The sequence below is a fragment of the Streptomyces globisporus C-1027 genome (genome assembly GCF_000261345.2).
In the GTDB taxonomy this organism is placed as follows: Bacteria; Actinomycetota; Actinomycetes; order Streptomycetales; family Streptomycetaceae; genus Streptomyces; species Streptomyces pakalii.
The window spans coordinates 2,490,589-2,503,746 of the sequence record NZ_CP013738.1 but is presented as its reverse complement, the minus strand read 5'-3'; the positions used below and the strand labels follow the sequence as shown (position 1 = coordinate 2,503,746).

The window sequence follows — 13,158 nt, the reverse complement described above, 5'->3', positions numbered from 1 at the left end:
GTGACCCAGGGTGAACCCGGGCCCCGTACCCCTGTAATCTCGCCTCACCGCACCCGTATGCCTGGCCTTGCAAGGAGCCGTACATGACTCAGCGCACTCTCGTCCTGCTCAAGCCCGACGCTGTCCGCCGTGGCCTGATCGGCGAGATCGTCGGCCGCATCGAGCGCAAGGCCAACTGGCGGATCACCGCCCTGGAGCTGCGCACGCTGGACCACGAGACGCTGGAGCAGCACTACGGCGAGCACAAGGGCCGCCCGTTCTACGAGCCGCTCATGGAGTTCATGGCGTCCGGCCCCGTCGTCGCCCTGGTGGCCGAAGGCGAGCGGGTCATCGAGGGCGTCCGCGCCCTGGCCGGCCCCACCGACCCGATCGCCGCCGCGCCCGGGTCCATCCGTGGTGACTTCGGCACGATCACCCGGGAGAACCTCATCCACGCCTCGGACTCGGAGGAGTCCGCAGAGCGAGAACTGAAGCTTTTCTTTCCGGGACTTTCCTGACCCGATCGGCCAAACAGCGCTGTAGGCGAGGGGCGACCGAAGTAATTCGGTCGCCCCTCGGCATAGGGTTCGGTGTCGCGGGAACGCATCCCTCCGACGTAACGTCACCTTGGGTAGAACGGCGACCCGTTCCGCTCACAATGGCGAAGGACCCTCGCGCTGTGTCCGTGCATACGGCACTACGATGGAAGCTTCCACGCCCGCAGCGCCAACCTCGCCTACCAGAACAAGCCATCTTCGCTACCTGGGAAGGCCCGACGCATCCTCATGGGGAACAAGGGGAACTCAATGTCGTTCATCGGCCGTGACATGGCTATCGACCTCGGGACTGCCAACACGCTGGTGTACGTCAGGGGGCGCGGCATCGTTCTGAACGAGCCGTCCGTCGTGGCCATCAACACCAACACCGGCGGAATTCTGGCGGTCGGCTCCGAGGCCAAGAAGATGATCGGCCGCACGCCGGGCAACATCGTTGCCGTGCGGCCGCTGAAGGACGGCGTGATCGCCGACTTCGAGATCACCGAGCGGATGCTCCGCTACTTCATCCTCAAGATCCACAAGCGCCGCTATCTTGCGCGCCCCCGTGTCGTCGTCTGCGTGCCCTCCGGTATCACCGGGGTCGAGCGCCGCGCCGTCATCGAGGCGTCCACGCAGGCCGGCGCGCGCCAGGTGCACATCATCGAGGAGCCCATGGCCGCGGCCATCGGCTCCGGCCTGCCGGTCCACGAGGCCACCGGCAACATGGTCGTGGACATCGGCGGCGGCACCACCGAGGTCGCCGTGATCTCGCTCGGCGGAATCGTCACTGCCCAGTCGATCCGGACCGCCGGTGACGAACTGGACAACGCGATCATCCAGCACATCAAGAAGGAGTACTCGCTCCTCCTCGGTGAGCGGACCGCCGAACAGATCAAGATCACCATCGGTTCGGCGTTCGACCTGGAGAAGGACGAGCACACCGAGATCCGCGGTCGCGACCTGGTCTCCGGCCTCCCCAAGACGGTCGTCATCTCGGCCGCCGAGGTCCGCAAGGCCATCGAGGAACCGGTCAACGCCATCGTCGACGCCGTGAAGACGACGCTCGACAAGTGCCCGCCCGAGCTGTCCGGCGACGTCATGGACCGCGGCATCGTCCTCACCGGCGGCGGCGCGCTGCTGCGCGGTCTGGACGAACGGCTGCGCCACGAGACGGGCATGCCGATCCACATCGCCGAGGACCCGCTGGACTCGGTGGCGCTCGGCTCCGGCAAGTGCGTCGAGGAGTTCGAGGCGCTCCAGCAGGTGCTGGACGCCCAGCCCCGTCGCTAGACGGAGCGTGGATTCCCCGGGACACACCCGATCCGGCGAGCGGACGCACCCGCTCCGGTCGCCGGATCGTTGATATAGATCGTTGCTGTACGCGTACCGGAGCGGGGACACACCCGACCGGTACCCCGTACGGAGACGTATACAGGCACGAATATTCCGACGAGGAAGGCACGGCCGCCGCACGTGAGGGACACACGAGAGAGCCGGCTGCTCCTGGTGCTCTTGATCGCCATCGCATTCGCCCTGATCACGGTGGATATCCGAGGCGGCGAGGGGTCACCGGTCGACGGCGCGCGGCAGGCCGCGGCCACCGTCTTCGGACCGGTCGAGAACGGCGTCGCTGCCGCGGTCGACCCGGTGGGCAACGCCATAGGGGCGGTCAGGGACTCCGGCAACCGGCACGACCGGATCTCCACCCTGGAGAAGGAGAACGCGGCGCTGAAGGCCAAGCTCGGCAGCGACGACCGCACCAACAGCCGGGTCCGTCAGCTCGACGCCATGCTGAAGAACGCGGGCGCCGGACAGTACGGCATCAAGGGCGCCGAGGTCATCGCCATAGGAGCGGCCCAGGGCTTCTCCTGGACGGTCACCATCGACGCCGGGTCCGATGACGGCATCCGCCGCGACATGACCGTCCTCAACGGGGAAGGGCTGGTCGGCCGGGTCACCACCGTCGGCCCGAGCACCGCGACGGTCCTGCTCGCCAACGACCCCGACTTCACCGTCGGCACCCGGATGGAGAAGACCGACGAGCTCGGCTTCGCCACCGGCCAGGGCTCGCGCCCGCTGTCGGTGCAGTTCCTCAACGGCAAGGCCAAGGTGAAGGCCGGCGACCGGCTGGTGACCTTCGGCTCCAGCAAGGACAAGCCCTTCGTGCCCGGTGTCCCGGTCGGCGAGGTCGTCCGCGTCGACCCGTCCGGCGGCGCACTGACCCGCACGGTCTATGTGAAGCCGTACGTCGGGTTCACCAAGCTCGACATCGTCGGCGTCGTCGTCCAGGCCCCCCGCCAGGACCCGCGCGACACGGTCCTGCCCAAGCAGCCCGTCAAGACGAAGCCGAAGCCGACCCCCACGGTCACCGTCACGGTCCAGCCCAACGGCGACCTGGTGGACGGCTCCGGCAAGGTCGTCGGCAACATCAACGAGAAGCCGGGCGGCGGCGACGCCGGTGACGCGGCAGGCAACCAGCAGGGCGACGCCCAGCAACCCGACAACGCGGCCGACGGCCAGGAGCAGGGCTGATCCCCATGCGCATCAACCGGACCCTGCTCTCCATCGCCCTGGTCGTGGTCGCCCTGGTCATCCAGGTCTCCGTCCTCGCCCGTCTCCAGCTCCCCGGCGCCGTCCCGGACCTGCTGCTCCTCACCGTCCTCGGACTCGCCTTCGTGTACGGGCCGGTCAGCGGCGCCCTCATCGGTTTCGGCGCGGGCCTCCTCGCGGACCTCGCGCCGCCCGCGGACCACGCCGCCGGACGCTACGCCCTGGTGCTCTGCGTCATCGGCTACCTCGCGGGCATGATCCGCCCGGAGAACGGGCAGCTGAAGTCGGCCTTCGCCCCGATGGCCGCGGTCGTGGCCGCCGCGATCGGCTCGACCCTGCTGTACGCGGGCGTCGGCGCGCTCGTCGGCGACACCGCCGCCCGCCATGTCGGCCTCGGCAGCCTGCTGTTCACGGCAGTGATCTACGACCTGCTGCTGGCGCCCTTCACGGTGCCGCTCATCATGGCGCTGGCCAGACGCACCGAGAACGACCCCCTTGCCGAGGCATCCTCCGGGGGCAACGACGTCGCCGCCGGCTGGCTCGCCTCGGGCACCGGTCTGCGGATCGGCAACCAGCGCGGCGGCCTGCGGGCCAAGGCCGCCCGCAACCGGGCCTCCCGCGCGGGCAGGATCAAGGGGGTCAAGCGCCTGTGAGGCAGCATTTCCCGGGGGGCGGCCCCCGTACCCCCAGCCGGACCACGACCGGGGGCACCCCGTGAGCAACATTCCCGAGACCGGGCGGACCCAGCGGGTCCAGATCCGGCTCATCGTCATCCAGGTCCTCGTCTTCTCGCTGCTGCTGACCCTCGGCGGACGCCTCTGGTACCTCCAGATCCGCAACGGGGACGAGTACACCGCCGAAGCCGCGGGCAACGGGGTGCAGCAGGTCGTCCAGCCCGCCGTGCGCGGCTCGATCCTCGACGCCCGCGGCGTACCGCTCGCCGACAACGAGACCCGTCTCGTCGTCTCTGCCAGCCGCACCGAGCTGCTGAAGATGAAGGACGACGGCGTCGGCGTCCTCACCCGTCTCGCCGACGTCCTCGACATGAAGGTCCAGGACGTCCGGGACAAGGTCCGCCTCTGCGACTCCAAGACCCCCCAGCCCTGCTGGAACGGCTCGCCCTACCAGCCGATCCCGGTCACCGACGAGGCCACCACCCAGCAGGCCCTCCAGATCCGCGAGCGCGCCGAGGACTTCCCCGGCATCACCGCCGAACCCACCGCCGTACGCCGCTATGCCGCACCCGGCAAGGCGCGGACCGCGCAGGTGCTCGGCTATCTGTCGCCCGTCACCGACGACGAGATCCAGAAGGCGCAGGACGGCCCGTCGCCCTATCTGCGCTCCGACCAGGTCGGCCGGTCCGGGATCGAGCGCACCTACGACAAGGAGCTGCGCGGCAAGGCGGGCGTCACCCGCTACGAGGTCGACAACCTCGGCCGCGTCATGGGCGAGGCGGAGAACGACCCGGCGGTGGCCGGCTCCACCCTCGTCACCAGCCTCGACGCCCGCGTCCAGGCGGTCGCCGAGTACGAGCTCGCCGCCGCGATGAAGCAGGTCCGGAACGAGACCGACAAGATCACCGGCCGGAAGTACGAGGCCGACTCCGGCGCCGTCGTGGTCATGGAGTCGAAGACCGGCCGCATCGTGTCGATGGCCTCCCAGCCCGACTACGACCCCAACGACTGGGTCGGCGGCATCTCCGGCAAGCAGTACGCCAAGCTCACCAGCAAGAAGTCCAACTACCCGCTGCTCAACCGGGGCATCCAGGGCCAGGCCCCGGCCGGCTCGATCTTCAAGGTGGTCTCGGCCAGTGCCGCCGTGCGCGGCGGCCACGCCTTCAACGACCTTTACGAGTGCAGCAGCTCCTACAGCCTGGGCAACCAGACCTTCGCGAACTTCGAGTCCCAGGGCCACGGCCCCATCACCCTCGGGGACGCGCTCAAGTACTCCTGCAACACCGTCTTCTACCGCCTCGGCCACGACGAGTGGGTGAAGGACGGCGGCATAAAGCCCAAGAAGGACGCCAAGAACTGGTTCTACCGCACCGCCCGTGACTTCGGGCTCGGCTCCGAGACCGGCATCGACCTGCCCAACGAGGTCAAGGGCCGCATCCCGGACCGCCAGTGGAAGCAGGACTTCTGGGAGGCGAACAAGGACGCCTGGTGCAAGGAGGGCAAGAAGGGCGGCACCTACGTCCAGCAGATCGCGTACGAGAGCTGCCTCGAAGGCAACCAGCTCAAGGCCTACGACAGCATCAACTACTCGATCGGCCAGGGCGACGTCCTCGTCACGCCCATCCAGATGGCCACCGCCTACGCCGCCATCAGCAACGGCGGCACCCTCCACGAGCCCACCGTCGGCAAGGCCGTGATCAGCCCCGACGGCAAGAGCGTCCAGGAGATCAAGCCCAAGGTCAGCGGGAAGCTCCCGATCAACGCCCAGACCATCAAGGACCTCGACAAGGGGCTGCGTTCGGTGGTCGAGCCGGGCGGCACCGCCGCCTGGCGGTTCGGCGGCTGGCCGCAGGACAAGATCCCGATGCGCGCCAAGACCGGCACCGCCCAGGTCTACGGCAAGCAGACCACCGGCTGGTTCGCGACCTACACCGACGACTACACCATCGTCATGACGATCTCCCAGGGCGGCACCGGCTCCGGCTCCGCCGGGCCCGCCGTCCGCAAGATCTACGACGCGCTCTACGGCCTGGACTCCGCCGGCAACCAGGACAAGAAGAGGGCCCTGCTGCCCGAGCCCCAGAAGGCGCTGCCGAAGGTCCAGCCCGACGGCTCGATCCCCGCGCCCAAGGTCAAGCCCTACGACCCGACCCCGGTCACGCCCGAGGAGCAGCCGGGAGGACAGGAACCCCAGTTGCCCCTGCCGCCCGGAGGCCAGCCCGGACTCACCGGATCGCCCGCGTCCACGGGGAGGCAGCCGTAATGGCAGGTGGATTCTCCGTCTCCCGGTACACCCCCGATCAGGGTTCCTGGGCCAAGCTGACGGCCCGCGACTCCCTCGTGCGGCGGCTGGACTGGCCGCTGCTCGGGGCCGCGCTCGCGCTCTCGTTCCTCGGCTCGCTCCTCGTGTGGTCCGCGACCCGCAACCGCGACCACCTCACCCAGGGCGATCCGTACTTCTTCCTCCTGCGGCACGCCCTCAACACCGGCATCGGCCTCGCCCTGATGATCGGCACGATCTGGCTCGGCCACCGCACCCTGCGCGGGGCCGTGCCGATCCTCTACGGCATCTCGGTGCTGCTGGTCCTCGCGGTCCTCACCCCGCTCGGCACCACGGTCAACGGCGCGCACGCCTGGATCAAGCTGCCCGCGGGCTTCTCGATCCAGCCCTCCGAGTTCACCAAGATCACCATCATTCTCGTGATGGCGATGCTGCTGGCCGCCCGCGTCGACGCGGGCGACCAGGCCCACCCCGACCACCGCACCGTCGCCAAGGCGCTGGGCCTCGCGGCGGTCCCGATGGCCATCGTCATGCTGATGCCGGACCTCGGCTCGGTGATGGTCATGGCCGTCATCGTCCTCGGCGTCCTGCTGGCCTCCGGCGCCTCCAACCGCTGGGTCTTCGGCCTCATCGGCGCGGGCGCGGGCGGGGCCGTCGCCATCTGGCAGCTCGGCCTGCTCGACGACTACCAGATCGCCCGGTTCGCCGCCTTCGCCAACCCCGCGCTCGACCCGGCGGGCGTCGGCTACAACACCAACCAGGCCCGCATCGCGATCGGCTCCGGCGGACTCACCGGCACCGGACTCTTCGAAGGCACCCAGACCACCGGTCAGTTCGTGCCCGAGCAGCAGACCGACTTCGTCTTCACCGTGGCCGGCGAGGAGCTGGGCTTCCTCGGCGCGGGACTGATCATCGTGCTCCTGGGCGTCGTCCTGTGGCGCGCCTGCCGGATCGCCCGCGAGACCACCGAGCTGTACGGCACGGTCGTCGCCGCCGGGATCATCGCCTGGTTCGCCTTCCAGTCCTTCGAGAACATCGGCATGACGCTCGGCATCATGCCGGTCGCCGGACTGCCGCTGCCCTTCGTCTCCTACGGAGGGTCCTCGATGTTCGCCGTCTGGGTGGCGGTCGGACTGCTCCAGTCCATCAGGGTGCAAAGGCCGATGTCCGCCTGAACCCGGCCGGTCGCGGGTAGGTGTCCGTACATGGCGGACACCAAGCGCGAGATCGAGCGGAAGTACGAAGCCACCGAAGACACCCGGCTGCCCGACCTGACGCGGGCGGCCGGGGTCGGCCGGGTCGCCCCGCGCGGCCGGACCGAGCTCGACGCCGTCTACTGGGACACCGCCGACCTCCGCCTGGCGGCCGACTCCCTCACGCTGCGCCGCAGGACCGGCGGGGACGACGAGGGCTGGCACGTGAAGTTCCCCGTCGCGCTCGGCGTCCGGGACGAGATCCACGAACCGCTCTCCGAGACCCTGCCGCTCTCGCTGGCCGCCCTCCTGCGCTCCCGGGTCCGCGACGCGGAGATCGCCCCCGTCGTCCGGCTGCTCTCCTCGCGGGACGTCCACCATCTGCTGGCCGACGACGGCACGCTCCTCGCCGAGGTCAGCGTCGACACGGTGCTCGCGGAGCGGCTCGCGGGGGAGGGGAGCGGCACCAGCGCCGCCTGGACCGAGATCGAGGTCGAACTGGCCGACGACGGCGACCCGGCCGTCCTGGACGCGGTCGAGAAGCGGCTCCGCAAGGCCGGTGTGCGCCCCGCGGCATCCTCCTCGAAGCTCGCCAGGGCGCTCGCGGAGACGACCCCCGCACGGGACGGCAGGGAGCCGGAAGAGGAAGCGCCGCAGACCGCGGGCGACCACGTCCTCGCCTACGTACGCAAGCAGATCGCCACGATCGTCCGCCTCGACCCCGCCGTCCGCCGCGACCTGCCGGACTCCGTGCACAAGATGCGCGTCGCCACCCGCCGGCTGCGCAGCACCTTCAAGACCCACCGCAAGATCCTCGACCGCGAGGTCACCGACCCCCTCGGCGCGGAGCTCAAGTGGCTCGCCGCCGAACTGGGCCTCGACCGCGACCAGGAAGTCCTGGACGAGCGCCTCGGCTCCCGCGTCGAGGCCCTGCCCGCGACCCTGACCCTCGGTCCCGTGCGCGGCCGGCTCCGCGCCTGGTCGGCCGCCCGCCGCACCGGATCGCGCCGCAGGATCATCGACGTACTCGACGGGCAGCGGTATCTCGACCTCCTGGAGGCCCTCGACACCCTGAGCGCCGAACCGCCCCTGCGCCCCGCCGCCGGCAAGGCACCGGAGAAGGCCCTGCCCCGGGCCGTCCTCAAGGACCACGAGAAGCTCGCGCGCCGCATGGACCACGCGCTGGAGCACCCGCCGGGCCCCGAGCGGGACACCGCGATGCACGAGGCCCGCAAGGCCGCCAAGCGCGTCCGGTACGCGGGCGAGTCGGCCCGCCCCGCGCTCGGCAGGCCCGCGGGGCGCTTCGCCAAACGCGTGAAGGCCGTGCAAACCGTTCTCGGCGACCACCAGGACAGCGTCGTCGCCCGCGAGGCCCTGCGCGTGCTCGCGATCGAGGCGCACGCGGCGGGGGAGAACGCGTTCACCTGGGGGCTTCTGTACGGGCAGGAGGAGGCCGCCGCCGAGGCCCGGGAGCGCGAGCTGCCGGAGGTCTGGGCCCGCGCCTCGGACCCCGCTCTGCGGGCGGATCTGAAGCACTGAGACGCGGGGTACGCTTGATGGTCACCCCTGCCGGCTCACGAAGGTTCGCGAGATGTCTGCCGCATCGGTCTTCCCACAGCTCGAAGCTCTGCTCCCGCATGTGCAGAAGCCCATCCAGTACGTCGGCGGTGAGCTGAACTCCACCGTCAAGGACTGGGACAGCTGTGACGTCCGCTGGACCCTGATGTACCCCGACGCCTACGAGGTCGGGCTCCCCAACCAGGGCGTCATGATCCTCTACGAGGTACTGAACGAGCGCGAGGGCGTCCTCGCCGAGCGCACGTACAGCGTCTGGCCCGACCTCGAAGAGCTGATGCGCGAGCACGACGTGCCGCAGTTCACCGTGGACAGCCACCGCCCCGTCGGCGCGTTCGACGTCTTCGGGCTCAGCTTCTCCACCGAGCTGGGCTACACCAACATGCTCACCGCCCTGGACCTGGCGGGCATCCCGCTGGAGTCCAAGGACCGCACGGTGGACCACCCGATCGTCCTCGCGGGCGGCCATGCGGCCTTCAACCCCGAGCCGATCGCGGACTTCATCGACTGCGCGGTCATCGGTGACGGCGAGCAGGCCGTCCTGGAGATCACGGAGATCATCCGCGCCTGGAAGGCCGAGGGCCGCCCCGGCGGCCGCGACGAGGTGCTCTTCCGGCTCTCGAAGACCGGCGGCGTCTACGTCCCGCGCTTCTACGACGTCGAGTACCTCCCCGACGGCCGCATCGGCCGCGTCGTGCCCAACCGCTCCGGCGTGCCGTGGCGGGTCTCCAAGCACACGGTGATGGACCTCGACGAGTGGCCCTACCCCAAGCAGCCCCTCGTCCCGCTCGCGGAGACCGTGCACGAGCGGATGTCCGTGGAGATCTTCCGCGGCTGCACCCGCGGCTGCCGTTTCTGCCAGGCCGGCATGATCACGCGCCCCGTGCGGGAGCGAAGCATCACCGGCATCGGAGAGATGGTCGACAAGGGGCTCAAGGCGACCGGCTTCGAGGAGGTCGGCCTCCTCTCCCTCTCCTCCGCCGACCACAGCGAGATCGGTGACATCGCCAAGGGCCTCGCCGACCGCTACACGGAGGACAAGGTCGGCCTCTCGCTGCCCTCCACCCGCGTCGACGCGTTCAACGTGGACCTGGCCAACGAGCTGACCCGCAACGGCCGTCGCTCCGGCCTCACCTTCGCCCCCGAGGGCGGCTCCGAGCGCATGCGCAAGGTCATCAACAAGATGGTCTCGGAGGAGGACCTGATCCGCACGGTCGCCACCGCGTACGGCAACGGCTGGCGTCAGGTGAAGCTGTACTTCATGTGCGGCCTGCCCACCGAGACCGACGAGGACGTCCTGCAGATCGGCGACATGGCGGTCAACGTCATCGCCAAGGGCCGCGAGGTCTCCGGCCAGAACGACATCCGCTGCACCGTCTCCATCGGCGGGTTCGTGCCCAAGCCGCACACCCCCTTCCAGTGGGCCCCGCAGCTCAGCGCCGAGGACACCGACGCCCGGCTGAAGAAGCTCCGCGACAAGATCCGGGGCGACAAGAAGTACGGCCGCTCCATCGGCTTCCGCTACCACGACGGCAAGCCCGGCATCGTCGAGGGCCTCCTCTCGCGCGGCGACCGCCGCGTCGGCTCCGTCATCCGCGCGGTCTACGAGTCCGGCGGCCGCTTCGACGGCTGGCGCGAGCACTTCAGCTACGACCTCTGGATGAACTGCGCCGAGAAGACGCTCCCCGAGTTCGGCGTCGACGTCGACTGGTACACCACCCGCGAGCGCACCTACGAGGAGGTCCTGCCCTGGGACCACCTCGACTCCGGCCTGGACAAGGACTGGCTCTGGGAGGACTGGCAGGACGCCCTCGACGAGACCGAGGTCGAGGACTGCCGCTGGACCCCCTGCTTCGACTGCGGCGTCTGCCCGCAGCTCGACCTGGACATCCAGATCGGCCCGACGGGCAAGAAGCTGCTCCCGCTGAGCGTGGTCAACAAGTAGCAGCTCGGTGACACACCGCAGGCCCGGTCCGGCAACCCCGGACCGGGCCTGACGCGTCCTCGACGACATGGACTACGGCAAGCACCAGACACCCCAGGGGTACGAACCCGGCGAAGGAATCCTGACCACCCTGATCAGGATCCCCGTCCGGATTGTCGTCCTGGTGCTCGTCCTGCCCGCCCGCATGGTCTGGGACGCGCTCACCGCGCTCTGGCACGCCGCCGACCGCGTCCTGCTGCGCCCGCTCGGCCGCGCCCTCCTGTGGCTGCTCGATACGCTCGTCCTGACCCCGCTGGCCTGGCTGTACACCTGGGTCCTCACCCCCCTCGGCAAGGCCGCCGCCTGGCTGGCCGTCGCCCTGCTCGTCCGGCCCTGGATCGGCCTGTGGCGGTACGTGATCGTCCCCGTCGCCCGGTACGGGATCGCCGCGCCGGCGGTGTGGCTGTACGCCCGCGTCCTCACCCCGCTGGGCCACGGCCTGCGGTGGATCGGCACCGCCCTGCTCCTCCCCGCGCTGCACGGCCTCGGCAACGGCATCGGGTGGCTGATCACCGTGCTGCTGATCCTGCCGCTGCGGTTCCTCTGGCGGTACGTGGCCGTCCCGGTGGTGCGGTACGGCCTGGTCGTCCCGGTGGTGTGGCTGTACGAAGCCGTCCTCACGCCGATCGGCCGCGGCACGGCCTGGGTCCTGAGCACGCTCCGGCAGGGCACCGCCTGGACCCTGGGCATGCTCTGGCAGGGCACCGCCTGGGTCCTGACACAGCTCTGGCGGTGGATCGCGGCCACCGGACGCGGTCTCGGCCTGGCCGTCGCCTGGCTGGTGATGACGCTGCTGGTCGCGCCCCTCGGCTGGACGTACCGCCGGATCCTCACCCCGGTCGGCCGGGAGATCGCCGCCGGGTTCGAGGTCGCCTGGCGGATCGCCGGGTACATCTCCCGGGCCGTCGGCCGGGCCCTCGCCACGATCGCCTGGTACCTGATCGGCGCACCGTTCTCCTGGGCGTACCGCACGGTGTGCACCCCCGTCGGCCACTTCCTGCGCGACGCCGTCTGGGCCCCGGCCCGGCGCGCCGCCGCCGAAGCGGGCCGGGCCGCCCGCGCGGCCCTGGCCACCGCCCGGGAAACCGTGCGGCAGGCCCGTCGCGACGCCTGGCGGGCCCTCGTCGGCGCCCCGGGCGGCGCACGGTCCGGGGAACCGCGAGGGATCCCTGCGCGTACTCTGGGTAGTACAACGACTGTCCCCAGCGCGGCGCAGGCGTCCGAGACCCCCCTGGGCGGCGATCCCTTCGCCAAACAGGGGTGAGCCGGAGCGGCACCCCGGGGACCACCCGTATTTCGTGGGCGGCGCGCCACCGCGCCCGCCCCGCACCGAGGAGAAGAACCACTGGGCAAGCGACAGCCCGAAGGCCCGCCGCCCGCACCGGCAGTGCAGCGCATCCGTCTGCGCTACACCAAGCGCGGCCGCCTCCGGTTCACCAGCCACCGAGACTTCCAGCGGGCCTTCGAGCGGGCACTGCGCCGCTCCGAGGTGCCGATGGCGTATTCGGCGGGTTTCACGCCCCACCCCAAGGTCTCCTACGCCAATGCCGCACCCACCGGCACGGGCAGTGAGGCGGAGTTCCTGGAGATCGCCCTCACCGAAGCGCGGGACCCCGAGGTCCTGCGCGGACTGCTCGACGCGTCCATGCCGGCCGGCCTCGACATCGTCGACGCGGTCGAGGCCCGCACCTCGGGCCTGGCCGAACGGCTCACCGCCTCCGTCTGGGAGATGCGTCTGGACGGCGTCGACCCCGAGGACGTCCGCACGGCCGTGGCCGCGTTCAACGACGCCGAGACCGTCGAGGTCCAGCGCAAGGCCAAGAACGGCATCCGGACGTTCGACGCCCGCGCCGCCGTCGCCGACCTGCGGGTCGTCGACGCTCCGGCCGATAGGCCGGGCGAGCGGCCCTGTGCGATACTGCGCCTGGTTGTTCGGCACGTGACACCTGCCGTGCGACCCGACGACGTCCTGTCCGGTCTCCGAGCTGTGGCCGACCTGGCGCCGCCGGTCCCCGCAGCGGTGACCAGGCTGGCGCAGGGGCTCTTCGACGAGGAGTCCGGCACGGTGACCGACCCTCTCGCGCCCGACCGCGAGGCCGCCCCGACCGCACATCCCGCGGTCGCCGGGGCAGCCGTCGCGACGGCGCCGGAAGGTGCAGGATCCGCGTAAGGCGGTCGTTGTAGCGCAGCCCTGTGACCCGGGAGCCACCTGGGTCGGGCCGCGCACTGACCCACAAGACTTTCGCCAGGCCGTACGCACACCGCATACGGAACCGGCGAGCCAGACATCAGTTCCCGTGCGGCGCCCGCGCCCCGGACGGCGGTATCGCACCACTGCGGACCGAGCCGGACCGGAATCAGACGCGGCGCCCGGGAGCACGACGGG

10 protein-coding genes are annotated in these 13,158 nt (G+C 70.6%); all 10 read left to right on the top strand.

Translation table 11 applies throughout. From position 1 onward, the window contains the following. Window positions 1-83: 83 nt before the first annotated feature. The 10 genes from ndk (at window position 84) to WQO_RS10770 (ending at window position 12,942) form a co-directional block, all read left to right on the top strand. Window positions 84-497, top strand: coding sequence for a nucleoside-diphosphate kinase (gene ndk, locus WQO_RS10815; protein WP_006124409.1), 414 nt, complete (start codon window positions 84-86; stop codon window positions 495-497). A 288-nt stretch (window positions 498-785) separates the two neighbouring features. After that, window positions 786-1,805, top strand: a complete 1,020-nt coding sequence (locus WQO_RS10810) for a rod shape-determining protein (protein WP_007448937.1) — start codon at window positions 786-788, stop codon at window positions 1,803-1,805. Window positions 1,806-1,988: 183 nt separating this feature from the next. Further along, entirely contained in the window at window positions 1,989-3,047 is a 1,059-nt protein-coding gene (gene mreC / locus WQO_RS10805) for a rod shape-determining protein MreC (RefSeq protein ID WP_010062957.1), read from the top strand. A 5-nt stretch (window positions 3,048-3,052) separates the two neighbouring features. Then, on the top strand, window positions 3,053-3,718 hold the full coding sequence (mreD, locus tag WQO_RS10800) for a rod shape-determining protein MreD (protein WP_010062956.1): 666 nt from the start codon (window positions 3,053-3,055) through the stop codon (window positions 3,716-3,718). A gap of 61 nt (window positions 3,719-3,779) precedes the next feature. After that, window positions 3,780-6,002: a penicillin-binding protein 2 gene (mrdA, locus tag WQO_RS10795; RefSeq protein WP_058953944.1), complete on the top strand. Its 2,223-nt coding sequence runs from the start codon at window positions 3,780-3,782 to the stop codon at window positions 6,000-6,002. After that, a complete protein-coding gene (rodA, locus tag WQO_RS10790) occupies window positions 6,002-7,195 on the top strand; it encodes a rod shape-determining protein RodA (RefSeq protein ID WP_010062953.1) in 1,194 nt (397 codons plus the stop codon). Before mrdA ends, rodA begins: the two co-directional genes overlap by 1 nt. A gap of 30 nt (window positions 7,196-7,225) precedes the next feature. Next, the gene (locus WQO_RS10785) at window positions 7,226-8,752 is read left to right on the top strand and encodes a CYTH and CHAD domain-containing protein (protein WP_058953943.1); all 1,527 of its coding nucleotides are present in this window, start codon (window positions 7,226-7,228) and stop codon (window positions 8,750-8,752) included. 52 nt (window positions 8,753-8,804) lie between these two features. Beyond that, on the top strand, window positions 8,805-10,733 hold the full coding sequence (locus WQO_RS10780) for a TIGR03960 family B12-binding radical SAM protein (RefSeq protein ID WP_010062951.1): 1,929 nt from the start codon (window positions 8,805-8,807) through the stop codon (window positions 10,731-10,733). Between the two features lie 67 nt (window positions 10,734-10,800). After that, a complete protein-coding gene (locus WQO_RS10775; RefSeq protein WP_010062950.1) occupies window positions 10,801-12,036 on the top strand; it encodes a hypothetical protein in 1,236 nt (411 codons plus the stop codon). 123 nt (window positions 12,037-12,159) lie between these two features. Continuing rightward, window positions 12,160-12,942 carry a TIGR03936 family radical SAM-associated protein gene (locus WQO_RS10770; protein WP_006124399.1) on the top strand — a complete coding sequence of 261 codons (783 nt, stop codon included), beginning with the start codon at window positions 12,160-12,162 and terminating at the stop codon, window positions 12,940-12,942. Window positions 12,943-13,158 lie beyond the last annotated feature (216 nt).